Here is a 23,266-nt window from a genome sequence, read left to right as displayed (position 1 = left end):
AACTTACCTTTGCAGCGACACCACTTTTGATAAAAGTATGAAGTATTATGTAATTGCAGGAGAGCGTTCGGGGGATTTGCACGCGTCGAACTTGATGAAAGCCATTCAAAAACATGATGATGAAGCAGCATTCAGGTTTTGGGGAGGAGATGAAATGCAAAAAGTAGGGGGGAGTATGGTGAAACATTACCGTGAAACTGCTTTTATGGGTTTTGTCTCAGTGGTTAAAAACCTAGGTAGAATCCGGGGGTTTATGAAGTTGTGTAAGCAGGATATTTTGAACTACCAGCCTGATGTAGTGGTGTTGGTAGATTATGCCGGGTTCAACTTACGTATTGCTAAGTTTGCAAAAAAACATGGTTTCAATACGTTTTTTTATATTTCGCCTAAAGTGTGGGCCTGGAACACCAAGCGAGCTTATAAGATCAAGGCAAACATAGACCGCATGTTTGTTATTTTCCCTTTCGAACAAGCGTTTTATCAACAGTTTGACTATGAGGTAGATTATGTTGGCAATCCCTTGTTGGACGCTATAGCTAACTTTACTCCCAATCCTGAGTTTAGAGCCCAACATGGACTCGATGACCGTCCAATCATTGCGTTGTTGCCGGGTAGTCGTAAGCAAGAAGTAGAACGCTTGTTGCCTATAATGTTAGGCAATGCAGGAGCTTTTCCTTCCCATCAATTGATAGTAGCAGGAGTAAACAACTTACCCGAAAAACTATATGAAGAAGTGGTTCATTACCCTGAAGTAAAAATTATTTATGAAGATGCTTATAATTTACTTACTCAGGCAGAAGCAGCTGTAGTGACTTCTGGCACAGCCACATTAGAAACGGGGCTTTTTGAGGTGCCACAAGTGGTTGTTTATAAAACCAATGCTTTTTCTTTTTCCATAGCCAAACGCTTGATTAAAGTAGCTTATATTTCTTTGGTAAATCTGGTATTGGGCAAGGAGGCAGTGAAGGAATTAATTCAACAACAATGTACTGCCGATAATATAACACAAGAACTTACACAACTGGTAAAAGGAGGTGCCAAGCGAGCTAAGGTAATGCAACATTACACAACACTAAAAGACCTGATGGGTGAGACAGGTGCCTCTGCTCGTGCTGGTACCCTGATGGTAAAGCACCTTAAAGAGATTAAAGGGTTGCCTAAAGATTAATCGGGATAATACTTAATCATAATTTTAAACTATAGGGCTAAATTTCTATTTTTGCCCCTGATAAAATTTCCAGACTGTATTTATACTTAAACAAAAATGGTTTTGAGGATGGATTTTGACTAATTGTCTGAATACCAACATTAATCAACCGAAGCTACAGCTTTGCTGTGCTGAGCTCTGCTTCAGCTAATCCCGTAAATCCTAAAACCGAGTCTATTTATAAATCCCGACTCATCGGGGCAGCTTGCTGTGACGAGCTCACCGCAGGTAATCACTTTAATCCTAGTATAAGTTGAATTTAATGTCGATAATTTTATCCTTTCTACACGTTTTTTTTATATACAATGAAATGGTTTAGACAACTATACAGAATATGGCTTTTACTTTGTTTTGCCATTCCTTTCCTGTTATTACTTCCTCTGTTTATCATCATTATTTTCTATCAACCGGGGCGGCGTTTTATCAAGCAATTGAACAACTTGTGGGCAAGGTGCTTTTTTGTGGGTGGCTTTATCCCTTACAAGGTCACTTATGAGACCAAACCCTTGAGTAAAAAATCTTATGTATATTGTGCCAACCATACCTCTGTGCTTGATATTATAGCTATGGGGCTAGTTGTACGAGGTCCTTACTCGTTTATGGGTAAAGCAGAATTAGGGAAAATTCCGTTGTTTGGTTTTATGTTTTCACGCTTACATATTCCGGTAAATCGGGTAAGTAAAACTCAGTCTTACCAAGCGCTTCAGAAGGCGCTAGATACAGTGGATAAGGGCTTTAGTATACTAATGTATCCTGAAGGGACACGTTCAAAAAAGGCCCCAAAACTACAAAGATTCAAGGATGGAGCTTTTAAGATTGCCATAGAAAAACAAGTACCTATAGTACCTGTAACAATGCCTTATAACTGGAAAATACTGGGCAACGATTCGCTACCTAACTGGCACAAGGGCAAGGCTATCGTGCATAAACCAATAGAAACCCAAGGGTTGACTATGGATGATTTGGCCATGTTGAAACAACAAACTTTTACTGTGATAGATAATGAACTCAAAAAATACCATGAACCCCAACTCGCAACCGAACGTCGATCGTCAAACGCTTCATAAAATAGCTCAATTGGCAAGGCTTGATATAGCAGCAACAGAAGAAGAAGCTGTTTTGAGTGATTTGAATCAAATTTTGGACTGGGTAGAAAAACTCAAAGAGCTAGATACAGAGGGGGTAGAACCATTGCGTTTTATGTCGGGTGAAATGAATAACCTTCGTGAAGATATTCCCAATAATGCCTTAAACAAGTCAGCGGCATTGAAACTAGCACCTAAAGCAGATCAAGACCACATATTGGTGCCCAAAGTATTGAATAATGATTAGGGGGATGATTGCCTGAGTGTTTTGCTTGGTGCTTACCAATGCTTATGCAAGTATTTAATAATCAGCAACTTAAATTTTACTCTGGATTGACATCCTCCATTAATCGTGATAAAATACTCTACTGAACTATGTGGTTTGAGTATAGGCAGACGAAATCTTTAAAAGAAAGAAGCATAATTGTCACAATAAGAAACACATGAAGACTTTGATTTTTTGGCGAGAATGGAATAAAACCCCTCGTGTACTATATACATTACTATTGGTGGTATTTTTGGGAGCACTGAGCTGGTGCATGTATCATTATACAAAAGGAACAGACAATGTTTTTGGCTGGACAACCAATCAAAAACTTGACGTAATTCCAGTAAAGTTAAACACCTATACCAAGGGTATATTTAATATTCCAATAGAAGGAGTGTCTTATGTGGTGAAAGAAAGTTTTCAAACGTTTACCAAAACCTTAGATACACCCACACGCTTTGTTTATGGGAGCTTTATTTTATTGGCAATGTGTGTGTTACTTACAGTGATCAGTAGTTTGCAACGCCTGTGGTATTTCGCCGGGATGGCTATTTTTATGTTCTTTTTGTCAAAATTTGGATTTGGTTACCTAGGTGACTCATTTGGCGATAGCCTTTTCCTTATTATCTGTATTGCCTTGTATGGGCTTACCAGTTATTACTTCCAGTCTTTTGGCAAGTATTTAGGGTTATTGCCCCGTTTGCTTAGCTTTATTGCCATTACCATAGGGTTGGGTATATGGATAAGTGTCGCCAGTACAGTTAATTTTCCAGTGATGTATTTAAGTACGTTTAGCTGGATCATACCTTTAGCACTCACTTTTGTATTCATTACCATTGTAGGGCATGACATTATATATGGTTTTTTCCATTTAATTGCTAAATATAACCCTGGTAACAAAACCAATAGTATTCACTTTGGTATTATCTCTTTTATTTATTTGGGTAACCTGGTGCTTATTTTCTTAAAAGACCGGGGTAACATAGACTTTGACATTCTCTATATCGACCTTTATTGGTTGTTGGTTGTGTCGGCTGTTCTGGGTATTTGGGGGTATCGCCGCCGAGGAGTTACTATCAGTAAATTCATCTCTTTCAACCCACAAGGGGGCTTGCTTTACCTTGCTTTAGGCATCATTGCTTTTGCAACTATTGGGTATTACCAGGCTATTGGAAACGACGCGATTAATTCGGTAATACGCGATGTTATTCTGTTTAGTCATATAGGCTATGGAGTGGGTTATGTAGTGTATGTTTATGTAAACCTGGGGGCTTATATGGGGCAACAAGTAGACCTTACCAAAGTAGCGTATCAGGGACAGTTTATGCCTCATCCCATGTTACGTTTGGTGGGTTTGGTGTTTATTTTTGGCTTTTACTCTGCTTCTAAGCAAATTCAAAGAGAACAAATGTTGGCGGGGTATCATTCGTTGGCGGCTTCTACTTATTGGGCACACAGCAACAAACGCCTCACTATGGAGCATTACAAACTTGCTACCCAATACTTTTTTTATACGCATCAGCCACACTATGCATTGGCAAACCTAAAAATAGATGGCTCGACAGAACTGGTAGAAGCCATTACTCATTTGCAACACGCCATTACCAGTAAGCCTACTGAGTATGCCTATAGCCGACTCGCCGAAATATACACCAAAGAAGAACAATACATTGATGCTGTATTTACTTTACGCGAAGGAGTAAAGGAGTTTCCAGGTAGCATGGAGCTCAATAATAACCTTGGGTTGGCATATAGTCAAACAGAAGTGGGTGACTCAGCTATTTATTACTTTGAGAAAGCCGACTCATTGGCTAATGGTTCATTGATTCCTAAAAACAATCTGATGGCTTACCTTGCCTTTAAAAAAGCCGAGCAGTTTGATCCTAAAAAACTACAAAATGGGGAAGGTAAGCAAGATTTGGCCACCAAAAGTAATCATATTGCTTTGTATAACCTTTATCAAACTTCTTATCAACAACCATTAGATGAGCAATTGAAAACAAATCCCCAGCTAAACGGGGAAAAATTTGCCTATTTGTACAATTATCTGCTTAACCGTGCCGGAAAACGAGACAATAAGGCCATAGATAGTGTTTTGGCAAAGGAAACGCGAAAAATAGAATCGAATAAAGACAATCGAGACTATGCCTACTATCTACAGTATGTGCGGGCTTGTTTTCAATACTATGGTGGCAACATTTCTCAAGGGATCAACTCTCTGGCAAGCATACCTGCTACCAAAAGTAACGGCTATTATAATGCAGTACTGGGACTTTGGTTGCTAGAGCAAGGGGCTTATGAGCCTGCTATTTCTTACTTAAAAACGGCTAAAAAACTACAAAACACCCAGGCTACTATTTATTTAGGCATAGCTTTGAGCGAAAAGGGAGATATAAAGGGAGCCATAGAAAATTGGAAAGAAGCATTGGCAAGGCAAGCTGAGAAAAAGGGAACGCATAGAAAAAACGACAGTGTAGCACTAAGTTTGGCACAAAAAGTAATGGGGGCTTTTACAGATACTGTAGCGTTAAATACCGATGAAGAGAAATTTATATTATTACACTATCGTCATAAGTACCTGAATGAACAAAACCTAAAAGATACTTATAGTGCTATACAAGCTCCCAACTATAAGACTTGGGCAGCTGCCGACTTAATGAATTATTACCTTGATCAGGAAAAAGTGACTAAAGCGGAGGAGATATACAAAACCCTTAAAGTTAGGAAACTAGATAATTACATTAAAGCAGAGATAAACCACGCTTATCTTCGGTTGTTGAAGGCACAAGAAAAAAATGATCTGTTGTTGCAGTTTGTAGATCAACTGGAGTTGGGCACATTGCATCGTAACAAAAAGCCGTATTTTATGGGAGTAGCCTGGTACAACATTGGCGACCATAAAAAAGCAGAGGAATATTTTAAGCAAGCCGTGAATGCTGCACCTTTCTCTGAGGAGGTAATTTTGACAGTAACAGACTTTTATCTAAACGCTAAAAAAGACATAGACAAGGCCTATAAAATTGTAACCAATGCTGTAAGAAGAAACCCATTTTCGGCGCCATTGTACAAGTCGTATGCCTTGCGTGCTCTAGAGATGGGATTAGATAGCTATGGGGATACTGCCTTGGAAAGCATTCAAGACTTGACTGATAAAGCTGATTTTGAACGTTTTAAGAAAAAGTATCTGGCGTACAAAACAGCATTAGAAGAAAAAAGAGTTTCGGTAAAATAATCATTATTTCCGACTGATTGTATAAGCAATTGGTCGGAGTTTCTTCAGTCTGTTTTTTGACTTAGCTCAGTTTCTTCATAATAAAGGTAGTTGAGGTGAAAGTTTTGAGGGGGCACCTCAGGGTTTTGCGAGGATGTAGGAGGAGAAAAGTAAATGTAAGAAGAAGAGGTGTTTACATTGTTGGGGAGGGGTAATTCTTCAGCTACCAGATCATCTTCTATTTCTGTTTCGTCTTCGCTAGGCTTACTAAAAGCAAAGGCAAAAATAAATCCAGCTATTCCTCCCGACAAATGCCCCTCCCAAGACACATTGCCTCCTTGTGGCAACATTCCCCAAATAAACCCTCCATATAAAAAGATCACCAAAAACGATAAAGCCAACGAAGGGCGGTCACGCCGTATAAAACCACTAAACAATACAAAACTAATCAGGCCATATACCAGCCCACTGGCACCAATATGAAAACTAGGGCGAGCAAAACTCCAGGTCCATAAACCACTGGCAAAAATTAGCCAACCTGGTAGTTTTTTGGCAGATTCCTGGTAGTTGATGTGTATAAAAGTGAGCAATACAACAAGCGGAATAGTGTTGGCAATAAGGTGCGCATAATCGGCGTGTAAAAACGGCATCGTGAGTATACCCTTGATACCAAATATTTCTTTGGGGTATAAACCATATTTGCTCCAACTGTTACCCGAAAGGGTTTCCAGAAGCTTTATTAGCCACATTACTCCCGCCAACACTAACCCAGGTAGCATACTTCGAAACAAGTGTTTTTTTTCTTCCTGCATGTTTTTATGTAACTTTAATGTGAACCTTACTAAGTTTGTTTTTAAAATATATTAAAATTTCATTATTTTAAATCCTGTGGTTCGTTCACAGGGTTTAGTACAGGTCTTTAACGTATTGTTTTTAGGCTGATGTCAACACATACAAGTTGCTTTTTGAGTTCAGGTGATGGCTTTTGAACAAGTGCATACCAAGGATACTCCTGTTTATGAGGCGAACATGTTGCTAAACAAAAAACAAACTGTAGAATTTCATTTGTTTAAACTAAGTAAAACTATAAAAATAACCTAACCGTAGACCTTCAGTTCAAGTTCTGCGTAGCTAATCTATTGAACTTCGTATCTGATTGCTGTACTTCTTCAAAAAAAACAGATACTGCTTTCTTTAGGATTACTTTATTTTTCACTAAACATTGATCACCAACTTTAAAAATACAGATTTATGAATTATGAAAAAAACTTCCAATACTTAGTTTTTGTATTAGGAGTGCTGTTTTTGGGCATTGCCGATACTATGGCTCAAGTAACTCCCTCTACGTATGCGGCCTATAGGGGCGATCGCGACGGAGATGGTGTACCCGAATCAGGGGGAAAGGATAAATGCCCAGATACACACACACGTGTGCAAGGGAGAGAAGCATACATTACGGTCAACGGAAAGAAAATGTGGGTACCTTTGCCTAAAAACCTGCAGGGGAAATTTAAGCATGAGTTAGGATCTGTATTAAGAGAGCGGGCGGGCTTATTAAACACTAAAAGGAAAAAAAAGCGTGAACTATACAAACTAGACAAAAAAAAGGTAAAAGGACGCGATGCCAGAAAAAAGAAAAAGGCAGACATTGCTGCCAAAGAAGCTGAAATATTAAAAATTGACTCGTTGGTAGGAGTAATAGACGAAAAGAAAAAAAATCTCGATCCTCGCCCTTACTTTGAATTTTTTGTTACGCTTGAAAACAATACCAGGGTGCCAGTAAAACTACGCCTGGATGTAGATGCATTTGGTTGTTTGCCTGATGCCGACCAAGATGGGGTACCTGATTTGGTAGACCGTTGCCCTAATAAGGCTGGTGGAGACGGTGCAGATGGTTGCCCTGACCGTGACAAAGATGGAATTCCAGATAAAGCAGACCTTTGCCCAGATGTAAAAGGTGGTAAAAAAACCAAAGGTTGTCCAGATAAAGACAACGATGGGGTGGCTGATAAAGACGATGATTGCCCAAATACTAAGGGGGAAATTAACCTGAAAGGTTGCCCAGACTCTGACAAAGATGGAGTGCCTGACAAAGACGATGATTGCCCAGATGTAAAAGGTTTGGTTACACTCAAAGGTTGTCCAGACTCTGATGGTGATGGCATTCCTGATAAAAAAGATGATTGTCCAGATGTAAAAGGCTCTACCAAGTACAATGGTTGCCCAGATACAGACGGGGATGGAATCATTGACAAAAAAGATGACTGTCCGAAGAAAGCTGGGCTTGCCAAGTTTAACGGTTGCCCTGATCGCGATAAAGACGGCGTACCTGATAAGGTAGATAACTGCCCTGATGTACCTGGTGTAAAAGATAACCGAGGCTGCCCAGAAGTACTTGAACGTGCCAGTAAGGTGTTATTTGCTCCTGGAAAAGCAATTATTAACCCAGTGTCTTTCCCTGTATTAAATGAATTGACTGAGTTATTGAAAAAGTATGCCTCCACCAAGATTTACTTAGAAGGTCATACTGACAACCAGGGCGATGATGACGCTAATTTGACGCTTTCAAAAGATCGGGCAAAAGCAGTAGCAGATTATTTGATCAAGAAAGGCATTGCCAAGTCGAGAATAGAAAGCACTGGCTTTGGCGAAACCAAGCCTATAGCTGATAACAAAACAGCGGTTGGGCGTAAGAAAAACCGTAGGGTAGACATGAAACTAACCAATCAGTAAGATTGTCGGACAAATATTGAATAACAAAAGCCTTGTAACAATTAAGTTACAAGGCTTTTGTTATTTGTAAGCGCTTGTTTACAAGAAACTGTAGGTTAGATGCATTAAGCCGAGCTTTAACGAGTGTATGAATTTGCTGCTTTCACCTTTGAAAATTTAAAGCAGTATGGCGTGCATAAGTGAAGTATTGACCAAATGATGAAAATAGCGGTTACCTGAATTGGGTACAAAAAAAATAACCTGCCAAATTTTTTGGCAGGCTATCATCATCTTAATAAACTTTAAACCCTCTTTATTCTGTATCTGAAAATTAATCATGTTGTCTATGTCTAGTACCCCTTATTGACAGCAGTTGTTACCCTGTTTATACTAAGTATTTGTTTTTTTATACTAAAGTGTGTTTTTGATAAAACAGGCACAAAAAACCATAGAAACAGTTCATTTGAAAAGACACTTAAGAGTTATTTTAGGATAAATTTATTTTTTCATTCAGGTTTCGTAAATTGCTCTATGTCAGAAAAGCAACAGGAAAACACCCCTCAAAAAAACACTAAGTTGAGCTTTCCGCCTGACTTGATTGATACGCCACAGATAGAGTGGGTAATGCAAAAAAGCATTGATTACATCAAGTCTGGGGTTTTTGTACACTTGAAAGGAGGAGCTAATACAGGAAAAACAACCTACGCCCGCTATCTGGCCTGCTTACTACAACAACCCATAGTATCAGTATCAAGCCAAATTGTTGATAACACTACCCTTGCCTTGATATATCAAGCAATGGCAGAAGGGCACACACTTATCTTTGACGATTGTCAGCGAGCAAGTACAAATGACTGGCAGCACTTGTTACCTATACTGGAAGATAGTTTGTTACATTTTCCCCTGCAAGCGCCAAACGGTATTACTATACATCAACTGCACCCAAGGTTTACAGCTATTTTTACGAGCAATACTGAAGAGCTTGAACAATGGAATATCTCCCCTCAACAGTTGGAAGGTTGCCTGGCAAATATTGCTTTACCTACTTTTAATGCTACTACGCTTGCGGCTATCATTCAGGCAAAATCAAAAGTAAACGCCCAAACAGCCCAAGCAATTGTTCACCTACTTGAGCAGGTGAAAAAACATCTTCAGCATCAAAGTAAAACCTCTGTAAAAACAGGGATTGTTCTAGGCAAGGTACTGGCAATGAGCAATATTACTGTAGCACAACACCCCTCAGAGTTTAGTAAGGCTTGTTTGGATATTTTATGTTTTGACCTGAACCAGGGTGTTACCCAAGCAGTGACAGAGTGTATTGAACTGACGCTTCAACAGTTTGCCCAACTAGCCCAAGAAGAGCCACTCCAAGAAGTAAAACAACCTGTTGATCCTATAGAAAGCTCCCCCATAACGATGATGTTACAAAGTGAAGTAGAGTTGGAAATGCGTTTTTACGATGATGTAATTTCTTTTATGCAAGAGGTTAGCAATGACGAAGCAGAGATTAGTTTTAACCACCCACCAGACTCTGTGCAACCTGATATTTTGATTACTATTGCTCAGCGATTTATACCCCAAATTAAGGATTTTATAGCACAACAAATCAACGGAGAAGTACAAATAATAAATAATGAAACCGTAGAGCCAAGAGAATGTGATTTATTTATAAAAATATCAAAAAAAGTTCCTGACGAATCACAAATACGCATTGAAAAGCTTAAAAAACTCATAGCCAATTACGAAAAACATCATTCAGGCAAGCAACCCAAGTAATAAATTTGGCAAAGGGCATTTTTTGATACTTAGGGTTCTTTTTGTTTTTTTGTAAGCACATTGCGCTACAATTCCAATCTTTATTAATAACATGGCTGAAAGTTTATATCAAAAGTATGCATCTTTGTTTGCCTTATTTGGCATCAAACAAGTAGATGTAATTGCCGAGCATTGGCAGTCTCCCCATCGCTTTTATCATAATGAAACACACCTACAGTTTTTGATAGATGAAATAGAAAAATTATATGCACTTGACGGCATCAATGACCACGCACGTCATATTTTATTATTAACTGCTTTTTTTCATGATATAGTGTATGAACCTCTTGCCAATGATAATGAGGAAAAGTCTGCCCAATTGCTTGATAAAATGGTTACAGCACGTTATCCTGATGCACAAATTGTTCGGGAAATGATACTGGATACCAAAACCCATGAACCCAAAAGTCAACTTTCGGAAGTGTTTTGCTCCTTGGATATGCACATTGTAGAGAGCGGTTCTTTTGCTGAGTTACAAAAATGGGAGTTTCAGATTTTTAAGGAATACCAAATGGTTGACTATAAGTTTTATAAACAAGGAAGACTTAAGTTGCTCAGAAAGTTTGCCCAACGTTATCCTAAAAATGCACATAACCTACAAAACCTGATAGAGTATGTAGAGCAGCATAAGCCTAAGATTGGCATTTATGCTGGGTCGTTTAACCCATTTCACAATGGCCATCTTAATATTTTGCAGAAAGCTGAAAGAGTCTTTGACAAGGTAATTATTGCTAAAGGGATCAATCCTGAAAAACACAATAATGATAAAATGGGAGAAGATTCCAGCGTACTCAAGTACCGTCAGTATGAGACCTTTACAGGCTTACTTACTGACTATGCCAGTAGCAAAGAAACAGACACTGATATGACAATCATCAGGGGTTTACGCAATGGTGATGACCTGGACTATGAAGTAAACCAGTTGAGGTTTATGGAAGATATGAAGCCCGATATTAAACTTATATTTATCAACTGTGATCAACAATTTGAACACATCAGTTCATCATCTATCCGCAACCTGGAAAGAATTAGAGAAGGATTGGGAAGAAAATATTTGCCAAAATAGGTTGTTTAGGGCAATTGGGCAGCTTTGAGACGTTTTTGGGCTATCTTGGCATATTCGGGGTTGAGCTCAAACCCAGTAAAGTTTCTTTGTAAGCTTAAGGCTGCTACCCCTGTACTGCCACTCCCTGCAAATGGGTCGAGCACGGTTTGTTGCTCAAAAGTAAGTAGCTTAACTAAGTGCTGCATCAATGATACAGGCTTGAGCGTAGGGTGTATATTGTAGTCATCGGCATGTTGGCGTACCTTAGGCACAGTAAAAAACTTATCATACCCATCATCCATTGTTTCGGTACGTATAATATTAGCTGCTACCCTGCCCTTGGGGTGCGGATTGTGCCCAACTTCACCTTCACCATCTTCAAACGGTATGCGGGTTTCTTCCAGGTTTAAGGCGCCTGTTCCGTGCTTAATTACGTTTTCAGCCACATTCATTCCTTTTTCTAATGGTTTTTGGATAAGTATAATGGGCTCATAGGCTGGTTTGATTCCTAACCCTGCCCCATCGTATTTTTTTCCCAAAGATGACGAAGGCTTGTACTTGTTTTTTTGTTGTGGGTTGGTGTACGAGTCTGCCCCACCTTTTTTATATCCTTGCATATAAGTGTACTTACCTACTATTTTACTGTCTACCCCTAGTTTTTTATCAATATTGAGCCCCACATTACGGCTTTTGGGCATACCATTCAAGTATACCCAAAACAATACATCTTTGATTATGAATCCATTATCTTCCAAGTCTACCATGAGCCTGTGCATGAGCCTTACCGCCGAAAATACCAACCCAAAAGCGCCTGGTTTCATCACTCGCAGGCAATCCGACCATATTTGTTTATTGGGCAAACTTTTGTCCCATTCGTGCGCCTGAAAACCAATACCATAAGGTGGGTCAGTCACCAATGCGTCGATGCTTTGGGGAGCAACTCCTGATAAGCTTAAGCAGTCTTTATTAAAAATCTTATAAGTATTAGTGGGCATTATAGATAGAGCATAATTATGTTAAGTATAATGTTTTATAAAAAATGGACAAAATAAAACTCCAGATAAGTTATAAAACACCAGACCAAACCACAAATTTATATATTGTAAATTATTGTAGCGTATTAATTCATAGAATATTCCTTTTTAGCATGCGTTGTGATAACATAAATTTGCTTAACTTTTGTAAATAATGATGGTTTACTTTTATGAAAAATAAATATCCCTACCTGGTATACTTTACCTTAGTTTTATCTGTATTATATCTAAATGTAAATGCTCAAAAACTACCCAAACTCATTCCTTACCGTAAAGGTGATCAGTGGGGTTTTTGCAATAAAAACAAAAAAGTAATCATTCCCTGTGTTTATACCAGCGCCAGCCCCTTTGCCGAAGGGTTGGCCAGAGTAAGTAATAAAGAGAGGAATTTTGGGTTTATCAACTCAAAAGGGAAGGTAGTGATTCCATTTGTATACGATTGGGCGCATAATGTACACGATGGCTGGATTTATGCTGAAATACAAAGCCCTAAGTGGGGCAATGTAGGTGGGTTTATTGATAAACAAGGAAAAATAGTAGTGCCTTTTCGTTTAGAAACGCCTCCCGTGCCATTGCCCGAAAGCGAGCGGTATTTTTTTAGTGAGGGGCTTATGGCAATTCCTTGGAAAGTTGAACCATTTAATAACACCAAATATGGTTACATAAACAAAAGCGGTAAATTTGTAATTCAACCATCATTAGGTTATGCTACTCAGTTTAAAAATGGACTGGCAGCTACTGAGCTTAAGAACTATAGCACACACGCATACATTAACAAAAAAGGTAAGGTAGTTTTTAAAGATAATTATTATACTGCATCAGCTTTTGTAGAAGGTAGAGCCAAGGTGAGAAAAAATGATTTGATGGGGTTTATCAATACTTCTGGTAAAGTTATAATTCCTATTAAATATTATACTTTTCAAGACTTTAGCGAGGGATTGGTGAGTATTTCTAACGGAAAAAAAACCGGCTTTATGGATAAACAAGGTCAAGTAGTGGTTCCGTTTATTTATGAAGCTGCCTATAACTTTAATAATGGCTTGGCTTTGGTAGTTAAAAACAAAAAAGTGGGCTTCATTAACCGTAAAGGCAAATTAGTGATTCCATTTCAGTATGACTTTAACCAAGATTTTTACAATATAACACATGTACCAGGTTTTACTGGTTTTCATAACAATTACTGTGTGGTTTGGAAACAAAACAAAATGGGCTTTATCAATCGTAAAGGACAAACGGTGATTGATTTTAAATACGATGGTTTTGGTGCCGTGATTTTTCCATACCATCACTACAGTCAAGGTTTGGCTTTAGTCAAACAGGGCGAAAAACAGTTTTATATAGACATGCAAGGCAATGAATATTATGAAGATTAATGCGAAAAATTATTTACCCCTCATTTTCAGTCTTTTTTTGACATCCTACACCACCTTTGCCCAAAAGCTTCCCCAACTTATTCCTTATCGTAAAGGCAATCAATGGGGGTTTTGCGATAAAAACCGAAAAATTATTATCCCTTGTATCTATGCCAATGCCAGCCCTTTTTATGAAGGACTTGCCAGGGTAAGTAATAAAGACGAGAAGTATGGATTTGTTGACATGAAGGGAAAGGTAGTAATACCCATAAAATATGATTGGGCGCACAGTGTACACAAGGGCTGGATATATGTAGAACAAAACCGAGAAGGTTGGGGCAATGTAGGGGGCTTTATAGACAAAACTGGCAAGACAATCATCCCTTTTCAAATCAAAACTCCTCCTATACCGCTTCCCGAAGCGTCACGTCACGTTTTTAGTCAAGGCCTTATGGCGCTACCCTGGATAGGTAAACCTGGTGCAATTGCCAAATATGGTTATATTGACAAACAAGGTAAGTTTACCATCAAACCTTCTTTTAATTATGCTACCCGTTTTAATAACGGCGTTGCGTTGGTTCGCCTCAATAAAGACCAAGGCTATGGTTATATCAATCTGGAGGGTAAAATTTTGTTCAAGAAAGAGAAATACTATTCTTCGGCTGCTTTCTCAGAAGGACTTGCCAGAGTAAGGCTCAATAGCAAGGTTCCAGCAGAAGCAATGAAGCAAGGTTTTATAGGTATTGATGGTCAAGTAGTGATTCCGTTGGGATACTATACTTTCAATGATTTCAAGGAAGGCTTAGTAGCAGTGCAAAAGTATGACACTAAAAACCAGGAAGGGCAAAAGTGGGGTTTTTTAGACAAGAGTGGGGGCTTGGCCATTCCTTTTCAATATGATCAAGTGTTTAATTTCAATGAAGGAGCCGCTTTGGCAGTTAAACTCAATAAAGTAGGGTTTATCAATAAAAAAGGCAGAACAGTCATTCCATTTAAATATGAGTACCATACCCATGCACATTTTTATGACATGCTCAATATCTCTGACCGGGCAGGGTTTCAGGCAGGGTTTGCACCAGTATGGCAAAAAGGAAAAATGGGATTTATTAATCGTGAGGGTAAGGTCATGGTTGAGTTTAAATACGATGGTTTTGGCGAAATATTTTATGAGTACCATGATTATAGCCAAGGCTTGGCACTGGTACGATTCAAAGATAAAGAGTTTTATATAGATATGCAGGGGCATGAGTATTATCAGGATAGGTAATGCAGAAATTTTGCATCATGAAAAAAATACTGGAAACCAAGCGTTGTTATATACGAGAGTTTGTCGAGGGTGATGTTGAGCTTATATATCAAATGAATAGCGACCCTGAAGTAATGAAATACATTACTGATGGTAAACCCCAAACCTATGAGTACTCAAAAAAACGTACCTTATACTTTATCAACGAATATTATTCAAAATACCCTGGCTTAGGCATGTGGGCTGTAGTACGCAAGGCAGGTGACCAATTGATGGGTTGGGTTTGCCTCAAACACTTAGATAATCAGGACTTGATCGAAATTGGTTATCGTTTAATCAAAGAACATTGGGGGCAGGGGTACGCTACTGAGGTAAGTCAAGCACTGGTGCATTATGGGTTTACTGAGGTATCTCTGGATAAAATTGTAGGTATTGCGTCCGAAGACAATGTCAAATCACAATATATTTTACAAAAAATAGGGCTTACTTTCCTAAAGAAAGCCTATTACTATGAAACCAATGTGGTTTTCTATCAATTACTAAAAAAAGATTATTTAATATGAAAACGTCTAAACTCTACGTCTTTATACTGCTGAGTCTACTTTCTGTCAGTACCTCTTGCCGCTCTATACGTCAAGGAAAAGTTTTGTCCAAATGCGAGTTTAGACTCGAATCGTTGCAAGATATAAGCCTTGCCAATGTACGCATAGACAAGGTGAAAAGCCTGACCGACCTTAACTTGTTAGATGCGGGAAGAATTACGCTGGCATTTGCCCGTAACTCGTCTTTACCTATGGACCTAACCGCCAATATAGAGGTGAAAAATCCTAATAAAAAAACGGCAGGGTTAAATGAGCTTAGGTGGATTTTGTATATAGATGATGTGAAAATGGCAGAAGGGGAGAGCAAGCAAAGGTTTGAAGTTCCTGCCCAAGGTACTAATATATTGCCGCTCAAAGTAAACCTCGACCTGAAAAAAGCGATGCGTGGCAAGTCGCGTAGTGCATTGCTTAAGTTTGCCTTTAATATGGCAGGTTTTGGTTCGTCAGCTTCCAGAGTTAAGATCAGAGCCAAGCCTTCTTTTAAGGTTTTAGGAGGTACCATTCGTTACCCTGGTTATATTAAAATTACCAAAGAATATACCTCAGAATAATAAGTAGTTGTGTTGGTGGATACAGCACAACTCGTTGCTGTTGTAAAAGTATGCTCCAGCACCTAAGATTTTACCTGTATTTTATCAATTAAAATTAACGGTTACAAACAGGTACATTGGCTTCAAGACAATAATAAAAACACCCGTTTGTTTTGAGAGTTTATGATATTTCACTACTTTGTAATTCATTAAATAATACTGTTTTTCCTTTTTAATAACAGAGTATTACCCGCCTAATCAATGGTGTTCTTAGAGAACTCAAACCATTGATACTGACACACATATAAATAAGCCATTAAATTTTTTAATCGTAGAAAATAGCGTTGATATTACAACCTTTTATTAAAATATACAAAGAGTTGAAGGGAGTGGTATGTCCAAACCATAAACTACTTTACTTATTCGGTTTTTCATTTTCTACAGTCTTTTGAAAATAAGTACACTATAACCTGAGCAATGGTTAGTTCAGTATTACTTTACTTATTAGTAATTTTAAAAACTTTATGGTTTTCTACAAGGTAAATTTGTAAGAGAAGTTAAAGGGCAAAAGGTGCAAAATAAGACTTTACTTATGTAGTGTCCAGAGTATATATATGTACCAAGACAAAATTAAATATACCTAATATGCAAGTATAACTATCATATTATGAGAGAGTTATCTTTGCTTGTAGCTAATTGCACCGATATTCATCGGTATCTAAGGACTTGCTGCTACTTAGTGTAATAAATAACTTAATAATACTTTACCTAATCAGTCAAAATAAAATGTTAAAAATCTTCGACAATAAGTTTTTTCAACAAGTTGTATTAGGAAATACACTTGAGCAATGGATACTCACTTCTTTGTTTATTGTAGCGACTATTTTAGGAGCTTTTATTATTACTTGGCTATTAAAAAAATGGCTGTCCAGACTTATTAAACATCTAGAGCCTGAAGGTCAATCAAAGATCATTCATAGTGTTTCCAAACCCTTGGTGATGGTCATGATGCTCATGGGGTTTCGTGCAAGCCTAAATGCTTTAAACTTATCTTCTTTTGTTTCCAGTAGTGTTAACAGTTTGTATCATGTCAGTATTACTTTGACTATTGCCTGGATGATAGTACGTGTGTACAACGCTGTACATGAGGGATACTTGGTGAGGTTGTTTAAACGAAAAGAAGGGCTTGATACACAATTGTTACCGATTCTTAAAGTAGTGGTAAAATTATTTGCCTGGGTATTTGCCGTGATTATAGGATTGAGCAACGCAGGGTATAATATAGGAGCCATTTTGGCAAGTTTAGGTATTGGCGGAATTGCCTTTGCTCTGGCAGCCAAAGATGCTATTGCTAATATATTTGGCGGAATCACTATTTTTATACAGCGCCCTTTTCAGGTAGGCGAACGCATCGTAGTAGGCAAAGTAGATGGTTGGGTAGATGAAATAGGACTACGCTCTTCTGTCATTACCAATTTTTGGGGAGAGCGTATTACCATACCCAATAAAACGTTTACTGATGGCATAGTTAAAAACATGGACGCCAGAGGACGCTACTTTATTAATTGTACCATTCGTCTCAGGTATGATACTACCCACCAGCAACTCGAAACAGCGATGAAGATACTGAAAGAAATACCAGCTGAGTTTGATGTAACCGAAAAGAATACCTGGACAACCTATAGTATAGGGGATTATTCACACGACATAGACTACTGGTATGCTGTGAAAGTATGGAAACCCGAAGATGCTGCCACGGTAGGGAAAGAATTTGATAAATACAGCCTAGGTAAAACTCAAGTAAATATGGAGATATTGAAGCGGTTTGAAGCGCATAATATCAAGATGGCCATGCCAGTAGAACTTAAAATAGAAAAAGAAGTACAAGACCCCAACCTTTTCTTGTAAAACTCACTTTATCCAAAATCATTCCCACAGAACACTGACGCGAACTTAATTTTTTGACCTTCTGGTCTCTTGCAGAGGTTTACGTAAAAGCTTTGTTAAGAGACAAGGAGGCTCTTCAACATAAATATTTAGATAATTTTATGAAACCTAAAGCTAACTTTACAATCACACATCAATTTGAAGGGGTTCACCTTTCTACAGACGAACTACAGCAAATTTTGTCTTTTATTGGCTGGAATGAGTGCCCACCATTTGAACAGCCTGGGCGAGTAGCCTGGCATATATTAACGCAAGAGGCAAGTACAGAGGCAATGCCTGAGCAGCGACTGAAAGCGGCTAAAATCAAAGGGGTAGGGTTTTGGAATCCTCGCCCCGAAGGCAAAATTCATTCGGGGGTGCTGGCAAACTTGCACAGTGAAGCTCCCACCCCACCTACTACCGATACGCTTGAAAGTATGCTTACTTTTCCGCACATGGGAATCAATCAGCAAGGCGAGTATGCCATTGCTTATAGTTCTGCTACACCTATTGGAGGAATTCTTCATGAGCGGGCTTTATTAGAATTTAACAGTGCTCGTATACTGCTAGAGCATGGAGTGCCATCTACTATACCGTTAATGGTAGTGCAATACGAAGACAAATACCAGTTTAAAGGAAAGCCTATGGGAGTGGTGGTAAACTTATCGCCTGAACCTACCAGTATGCGTTTGTCTTGTATTCAATATGGTGCAGCAGTACACAGAGGAAAAGATGCTAAGGCTGATGCTTACTATGATAAATTACGTGCGTCGTTGGGGGTAAATGGACAACCAGAGCTGGAAACTACTAGATTACAAACCATTAACTTGTTGGCGAGAAAAATAGGTAAACTGGTGCATGATTTCTCAGCGGCGGGTTTGTATAGGTACTCTTCTGAATGGAGTAATTTCGAATATGACTTTGCTCGTAAAGAGGTTTTCTTAACTGATTTGGACTCTACCCTGGAACTAAAAAATGTGCCTACGCCTTTGCAAGCGCTCCAGGTTTTGAGAGACTTGGGAACAGCAGTCTATCGTTTGATGGCTAAATTTGGCTATCCTGACATACTCAACGATTATACACTAAACAATGTGCTCAAATTTGATCCTCTGGCAGAGCTTTTGGTAGGCTACTTTCCTGAAGCACCCTATGACGAGGTAGAAACCGTCAGCCAACGCTTATGGCAATGTTTTGTGCCTCACTGGACCTTGTTGAAAAAACATCAGGCATCTATTACCAACGAATGGTCTCGTCCACGTCGTCAAACCTATAAGATGGATCACGACTTATTTTATGTTTTAACTATGACCTTGGTATTTCCATTGTTCGAGGAGTCAGATTTGTTCAAACAATACAAGTGTGGCTTAACAATGGACAGCATGCTCCAAAAAGCCCAAAACTTCTTGGGAGAACGCTATGAATATTTCTCTTACTTACTAAATGGTGGCAAAGTGCCTTTAAATACACTCGAAGAAGATGGATATGAACTGAAGATAATGGAGAATAAAGGGGAAGGAATGATTGTTACCAAACCTTTTGCAGCCGAAGATGTGGTAATGAAAGGACGAATAGCCAAGTTATTGGGAGGCAACCACTCACACGCATCTCAAATGGGAGAACATACCTGGGCAATCCATGAGGGTATTATCCATAAAGTAAACCACTCTTGTGCCCCCAATTGTGGTATTCGTTTAAACGAAACAGGTGCGCATGATATTGTGGCTATCAAGCCTATTGCTCAAGGCGAAGAGTTAACGCTTGACTACGCCATGCGTAACTATCAAATCGATTATTTTCCATCACAATGTCAATGTGGGGCTCCTGAGTGTCGTACTCGTATTACTGGATGGAAAGACTTACCCCAACATACCAAAGATGCTTACGCTATTTGGGCAGCTCCTTATTTGTTAGAGCTTGACAAAAAACAGGTACAAGAAGTAGCCGAACTGGAAGTATAAAAACATAAATAATACATAATATATGCCTCATCTTATATTAGATATAGGATGAGGCGTTTTTATGGTTTCTAGGATTACATACAATGAAACATCACCAAGCCCAAACCTATCTTTTTTTCTTGGGGAGTCTCATCAGTTTTGGTCTTAGTCATCTTGCTGGGTTTTGATTGTCTTTTCTGGGAAGGTTCTATCTTGTTGTTACCTTGGTTTTTTGAATGAGCGCAGGCTTGTAAAAACATCAATGACATATATTTATCTATTTATAAGGTTCAAATAACTATTTTAGTTAAATATACTGCCCAAACCCTCCTCACGCCGATAATTATCCAATTGCTGGGACGAATGGCCTGTTTTTGGGGCAAATCGCCCTAATTGCTATACAAGCCTTGCCTTAAACTTCTCCAATACTTCTTTCTCTTTAGAGCGAGCCAGTGGTATGGTTTCCTTGAGCTTATGTAGTGTAAAGTAGTAATGTTTAGACTTACCAGCCAGTTGCCACTCATGATGAAGGTTAATGATAAAAGAGCGGTGGGTACGTATAAATGTATCTTGATCTAACTGTGTTTCCAGGTCTTTCAATGGTAAACGGAGCAACTTCTGTTTGACAGTTCCTTTTGCCCCAAAATATACCAAATGACAATAGTTGTCTTCTGCTTCGGCGTACAATATTTGTGTCAAATCTACCTGAAAACCTTCTTGTGTATTGGTTTGTATTTCGGTGGTATTTGATCTTAAATTTTTGGCAATCAGTTTTTTAAATCGAGGATCATCTTTGATAGGTTGCCACAGTGGGTCAACAGGAGTAAATAACGCAACGGGTACCTTGTTGTTAAGCGTATGTTCGAGCGCTTGCCAAAGTTTAGTCTCATCTTTAAGCAACATGTATACAATGGCGGCATTATACTCACCAAAATAAACCTCTTTACGATGTATTTTTTCCAATGCTTTATCCAACCAAAACTTAGCTTGAGCTGCATTGCCTGCTTTTGCATACAAATAGCCTTTGGCAGTATCATGAGCTATTATTTGGTGCGGATGTTCTTCTGTAGTATTGAGTATTTCTAATGCTTCGTCATATTGCCCCAAAAAAATTTTACACCAGGCTATTTTAAATTGGGTATCGTTACGTCCTGCCATGCCTTGTTCTTGGGTAAACTCTGCTATAGCCTCGTTATATTGCTCCATACAATAGTAAGCCACCCCTGCCCTGTGCCTTACGTGGGGCGAAAAAGGGTCAAGCTGAATGGCAAGTTTCATAGATGCTAAAGCCTCCTCAAACCGTTCGTTCACCAACAACAACATAGCATGACCAGCGTGTATTTCGGCAGAGCCTGGTATTTGCTGAATAGTTTTGTTGATGTGCAACAAAGCAGTGTCGATGTCCCAGTTTTGCCAAAAGGTACATCCCAAATAACTAATGTGTCCATCTATAAGGTTACTGTCAAGCTCTAATGCTTTCAATGCATACGCTTTGGCTTTGGTAAAAGCTTCTTTGGGTGGGAAAGCCTGGATAGCAGCATAGTATAGAAAACACTTGGCGAGCCCACTATAGGCAGGGGCATAGTCAGGTTCTATAATGGTGATTTTTTGGTAAAGTTTTTCAGCTTTAGGGAAGTCCTGCGGAGTACAATTGTATAAAATATGATTTGCCTGAAGATACCAGTCATAAGCTTGGGCATTTTTTGGGTAACTGGTAGTAAAAGGCATTTTTAGTGGCAAATTAATCAATTCATCTTTAAGTTTATTGGCAATAAGCAGGGCTATTTCATCTTGCACCGCCAACACATCTTGCAAGTCGCGGTCATACACCTCCGAAAATTCGTGAAATCCTTGTTGAGTATTGACCAACTGTGCCGTAATGCGTACTTTATTACCTGCCTTGCGTACACTGCCTTCTAGTATATAAGCCACATTGAGTTTTTTACCAATTTGGCGTACATCCAGGTTTTTGTCCTTAAACGAAAACGAAGAGGTGCGAGCAGTTACATAAATGCCCCGAACTTGTGCCAACCTGTTGATGATTTCTTCGGTGATGCCATCACTAAAGTATGCATTGTCAATACTATCGTTTATATTGGCAAAAGGCAATACTGCTACACTGTTAGGGCTTGTCATGGGCACGACGTATTTGGTTTGGTGGGGAGCTAATATAATAAATTATACTAAGATGAAAGTGATTTTAGGATTTACAGGATTAATTAATGTTGGTATTCAGGCAATTAGTCAAAATCCATCATCAAAACCGTTTTTGTTTAAGTATAACTGTAAAAGAGGGTAACATAGAAACAGACAAAATAAAAATTGACAACTCTTTATAAGTTGCCAATTGTATGGTTTTACTTCACTTCTTTGAGCTATCATGGAGCTACCAATAGCTTATAAACCTTTGCCTTGTTGCCTACCAAGCTTATTTCTTGGTGCAATACCTGAAGTTGTTCTTCAAGAGCTTGTATCATATCGTAGGGGTATAAGGTGTGGGTATGAGGGCATACATCTAACAAATCATCAAGGTCAAACACTAGTTTTTCGAGATGTGTTCGAATATTTTGCTGAAACAAAACCAAAGCTTCAGAAGGTAATTGAGGGCTTGAGGACAAGGCGCAATATTGCTGTCTATCCAAATTTTCATTAACTTGCATGTTGTAAATATTAAACTGTTTACAAAAGCCCTTGAAGTAAAGTTTCGATGCAGAACTTCAGGGGCATCTTTTTACCTAAAAAGATACGCAAATATAATGATTTTTGTCGTGATAATAAAGTTTTACCACGATTGTTTTTTTACATGATAAATCATTTTTATCTCTCCATATTGGTCTAAAATAGCCTGCATTTTTTTCTTGGAAATATTTCCCCTTTTCTGAAATTCATACTTAGCATCTTTTATTTTTCTTTTTTCTTCACTAGTCAATGTAGGGTATACATTTTCTATAAACCAGCCAAATATTTGTTCTATGTTGTTGAATTCGTTCATGGGTTTTTGATTTGTTTTTTTGTTAAAAAGGTTGTGGAGAATCTTGTTCGCCATTTTTATGCTTTGCCTTGATATAAGCTAATAGATCTTGCCCTATTTGGGTAGCAAAGTGCTCTGCTTCGAGCTCTGTAATGGGTTGGTGATAGAATTTAGAAACACGAGTATGATAGTGGTCCAATTGATCACCTTTACAGGAGACTTCATACTGATATCCTCCGAAAAAAAGACCTTCTGTACAATATTAAGTGATGGTACTCCAGTATATCTCCCATTTCTGGTTTATCTCAAGTGATTTAAGGATAGC

18 protein-coding genes are annotated in these 23,266 nt (G+C 38.5%); 13 read left to right on the top strand and 5 right to left on the bottom strand.

The genetic code is table 11. The annotated features are described in order from the left end of the window. The first annotated feature begins 37 nt into the window (after window positions 1–37). The 4 genes from lpxB (at window position 38) to Q0954_RS08455 (ending at window position 5,792) form a co-directional block, all read left to right on the top strand. Window positions 38–1,168 carry a lipid-A-disaccharide synthase gene (gene lpxB / locus Q0954_RS08470; protein WP_299455846.1) on the top strand — a complete coding sequence of 377 codons (1,131 nt, stop codon included), beginning with the start codon at window positions 38–40 and terminating at the stop codon, window positions 1,166–1,168. A gap of 344 nt (window positions 1,169–1,512) precedes the next feature. Then, window positions 1,513–2,274, top strand: a complete 762-nt coding sequence (locus tag Q0954_RS08465; protein ID WP_299455844.1) for a 1-acyl-sn-glycerol-3-phosphate acyltransferase — start codon at window positions 1,513–1,515, stop codon at window positions 2,272–2,274. Further along, window positions 2,228–2,539 carry an Asp-tRNA(Asn)/Glu-tRNA(Gln) amidotransferase subunit GatC gene (gene gatC / locus Q0954_RS08460; protein ID WP_299455842.1) on the top strand — a complete coding sequence of 104 codons (312 nt, stop codon included), beginning with the start codon at window positions 2,228–2,230 and terminating at the stop codon, window positions 2,537–2,539. Before Q0954_RS08465 ends, gatC begins: the two co-directional genes overlap by 47 nt. Window positions 2,540–2,735: 196 nt before the next feature. Next, window positions 2,736–5,792: a hypothetical protein gene (locus Q0954_RS08455; RefSeq protein WP_299455840.1), complete on the top strand. Its 3,057-nt coding sequence runs from the start codon at window positions 2,736–2,738 to the stop codon at window positions 5,790–5,792. A gap of 44 nt (window positions 5,793–5,836) precedes the next feature. Here Q0954_RS08455 and Q0954_RS08450 read toward each other — a convergent pair whose 3' ends face one another. Then, window positions 5,837–6,583, bottom strand: coding sequence for a rhomboid family intramembrane serine protease (locus tag Q0954_RS08450; RefSeq protein WP_299455824.1), 747 nt, complete (start codon window positions 6,581–6,583; stop codon window positions 5,837–5,839). Between the two features lie 439 nt (window positions 6,584–7,022). Here Q0954_RS08450 and Q0954_RS08445 point away from each other — a divergent pair, with 439 nt between their 5' ends. The 3 genes from Q0954_RS08445 (at window position 7,023) to Q0954_RS08435 (ending at window position 11,364) form a co-directional block, all read left to right on the top strand. Further along, complete coding sequence (locus Q0954_RS08445) at window positions 7,023–8,504, top strand: OmpA family protein (protein WP_299455823.1); 1,482 nt, start codon at window positions 7,023–7,025, stop codon at window positions 8,502–8,504. Between the two features lie 510 nt (window positions 8,505–9,014). Next, on the top strand, window positions 9,015–10,259 hold the full coding sequence (locus Q0954_RS08440) for a hypothetical protein (protein WP_299455822.1): 1,245 nt from the start codon (window positions 9,015–9,017) through the stop codon (window positions 10,257–10,259). 91 nt (window positions 10,260–10,350) lie between these two features. After that, entirely contained in the window at window positions 10,351–11,364 is a 1,014-nt protein-coding gene (locus tag Q0954_RS08435) for an adenylyltransferase/cytidyltransferase family protein (protein ID WP_299455821.1), read from the top strand. 5 nt (window positions 11,365–11,369) lie between these two features. On the opposite strand, the gene Q0954_RS08430 is transcribed toward Q0954_RS08435, so the two are convergent. Continuing rightward, a complete protein-coding gene (locus tag Q0954_RS08430; protein ID WP_299455820.1) occupies window positions 11,370–12,338 on the bottom strand; it encodes a site-specific DNA-methyltransferase in 969 nt (322 codons plus the stop codon). Window positions 12,339–12,547: 209 nt separating this feature from the next. Here Q0954_RS08430 and Q0954_RS08425 point away from each other — a divergent pair, with 209 nt between their 5' ends. The 6 genes from Q0954_RS08425 (at window position 12,548) to Q0954_RS08400 (ending at window position 19,991) form a co-directional block, all read left to right on the top strand. After that, window positions 12,548–13,750 carry a WG repeat-containing protein gene (locus Q0954_RS08425; protein ID WP_299455819.1) on the top strand — a complete coding sequence of 401 codons (1,203 nt, stop codon included), beginning with the start codon at window positions 12,548–12,550 and terminating at the stop codon, window positions 13,748–13,750. Beyond that, a complete protein-coding gene (locus Q0954_RS08420) occupies window positions 13,731–14,996 on the top strand; it encodes a WG repeat-containing protein (RefSeq protein WP_299455818.1) in 1,266 nt (421 codons plus the stop codon). Before Q0954_RS08425 ends, Q0954_RS08420 begins: the two co-directional genes overlap by 20 nt. Window positions 14,997–15,013: 17 nt before the next feature. Continuing rightward, complete coding sequence (locus tag Q0954_RS08415) at window positions 15,014–15,538, top strand: GNAT family N-acetyltransferase (protein ID WP_299455817.1); 525 nt, start codon at window positions 15,014–15,016, stop codon at window positions 15,536–15,538. Beyond that, window positions 15,535–16,128 carry an LEA type 2 family protein gene (locus Q0954_RS08410; RefSeq protein ID WP_299455816.1) on the top strand — a complete coding sequence of 198 codons (594 nt, stop codon included), beginning with the start codon at window positions 15,535–15,537 and terminating at the stop codon, window positions 16,126–16,128. The genes Q0954_RS08415 and Q0954_RS08410 overlap by 4 nt, the downstream gene beginning before the upstream one ends. A gap of 765 nt (window positions 16,129–16,893) precedes the next feature. Further along, window positions 16,894–18,015 (top strand): mechanosensitive ion channel domain-containing protein, encoded by a 1,122-nt coding sequence (locus tag Q0954_RS08405; protein ID WP_299455815.1) that lies wholly within the window; start codon window positions 16,894–16,896, stop codon window positions 18,013–18,015. A gap of 140 nt (window positions 18,016–18,155) precedes the next feature. After that, window positions 18,156–19,991 (top strand): SET domain-containing protein-lysine N-methyltransferase, encoded by a 1,836-nt coding sequence (locus Q0954_RS08400; RefSeq protein WP_299455814.1) that lies wholly within the window; start codon window positions 18,156–18,158, stop codon window positions 19,989–19,991. Window positions 19,992–20,366: 375 nt separating this feature from the next. Here Q0954_RS08400 and Q0954_RS08395 read toward each other — a convergent pair whose 3' ends face one another. From Q0954_RS08395 to Q0954_RS08385, 3 genes are all read right to left on the bottom strand, one after another. Then, the gene (locus Q0954_RS08395; RefSeq protein ID WP_299455812.1) at window positions 20,367–22,106 is read right to left on the bottom strand and encodes a LytTR family transcriptional regulator DNA-binding domain-containing protein; all 1,740 of its coding nucleotides are present in this window, start codon (window positions 22,104–22,106) and stop codon (window positions 20,367–20,369) included. A gap of 242 nt (window positions 22,107–22,348) precedes the next feature. After that, window positions 22,349–22,630: a hypothetical protein gene (locus Q0954_RS08390; protein ID WP_299455810.1), complete on the bottom strand. Its 282-nt coding sequence runs from the start codon at window positions 22,628–22,630 to the stop codon at window positions 22,349–22,351. Between the two features lie 122 nt (window positions 22,631–22,752). Beyond that, a complete protein-coding gene (locus Q0954_RS08385) occupies window positions 22,753–22,962 on the bottom strand; it encodes a hypothetical protein (RefSeq protein ID WP_299455809.1) in 210 nt (69 codons plus the stop codon). Window positions 22,963–23,266 lie beyond the last annotated feature (304 nt).

Origin of the sequence: uncultured Microscilla sp. (assembly GCF_947493425.1) — a bacterium.
Taxonomy (GTDB): Bacteria; Bacteroidota; Bacteroidia; order Cytophagales; family Microscillaceae; genus Microscilla.
This window is presented reverse-complemented; position numbering and strand designations above follow the sequence as displayed.

Bases quoted from the DNA above. Each gene is read 5' to 3' on its own strand.
- Q0954_RS08450 (WP_299455824.1), bottom strand. From the start codon at position 6,583: ATGCAGGAAGAAAAAAAACACTTGTTTCGAAGTATGCTACCTGGGTTA.
- Q0954_RS08395 (WP_299455812.1), bottom strand. From the start codon at position 22,106: ATGACAAGCCCTAACAGTGTAGCAGTATTGCCTTTTGCCAATATAAAC.
- lpxB (WP_299455846.1), top strand. From the start codon at position 38: ATGAAGTATTATGTAATTGCAGGAGAGCGTTCGGGGGATTTGCACGCG.
- Q0954_RS08390 (WP_299455810.1), bottom strand. From the start codon at position 22,630: ATGCAAGTTAATGAAAATTTGGATAGACAGCAATATTGCGCCTTGTCC.
- Q0954_RS08410 (WP_299455816.1), top strand. From the start codon at position 15,535: ATGAAAACGTCTAAACTCTACGTCTTTATACTGCTGAGTCTACTTTCT.
- Q0954_RS08440 (WP_299455822.1), top strand. From the start codon at position 9,015: ATGTCAGAAAAGCAACAGGAAAACACCCCTCAAAAAAACACTAAGTTG.
- Q0954_RS08385 (WP_299455809.1), bottom strand. From the start codon at position 22,962: ATGAACGAATTCAACAACATAGAACAAATATTTGGCTGGTTTATAGAA.
- Q0954_RS08435 (WP_299455821.1), top strand. From the start codon at position 10,351: ATGGCTGAAAGTTTATATCAAAAGTATGCATCTTTGTTTGCCTTATTT.
- Q0954_RS08425 (WP_299455819.1), top strand. From the start codon at position 12,548: ATGAAAAATAAATATCCCTACCTGGTATACTTTACCTTAGTTTTATCT.
- Q0954_RS08455 (WP_299455840.1), top strand. From the start codon at position 2,736: ATGAAGACTTTGATTTTTTGGCGAGAATGGAATAAAACCCCTCGTGTA.
- Q0954_RS08405 (WP_299455815.1), top strand. From the start codon at position 16,894: ATGTTAAAAATCTTCGACAATAAGTTTTTTCAACAAGTTGTATTAGGA.
- Q0954_RS08465 (WP_299455844.1), top strand. From the start codon at position 1,513: ATGAAATGGTTTAGACAACTATACAGAATATGGCTTTTACTTTGTTTT.
- Q0954_RS08415 (WP_299455817.1), top strand. From the start codon at position 15,014: ATGAAAAAAATACTGGAAACCAAGCGTTGTTATATACGAGAGTTTGTC.
- gatC (WP_299455842.1), top strand. From the start codon at position 2,228: ATGAACCCCAACTCGCAACCGAACGTCGATCGTCAAACGCTTCATAAA.
- Q0954_RS08420 (WP_299455818.1), top strand. From the start codon at position 13,731: ATGAATATTATGAAGATTAATGCGAAAAATTATTTACCCCTCATTTTC.
- Q0954_RS08445 (WP_299455823.1), top strand. From the start codon at position 7,023: ATGAATTATGAAAAAAACTTCCAATACTTAGTTTTTGTATTAGGAGTG.
- Q0954_RS08430 (WP_299455820.1), bottom strand. From the start codon at position 12,338: ATGCCCACTAATACTTATAAGATTTTTAATAAAGACTGCTTAAGCTTA.
- Q0954_RS08400 (WP_299455814.1), top strand. From the start codon at position 18,156: ATGAAACCTAAAGCTAACTTTACAATCACACATCAATTTGAAGGGGTT.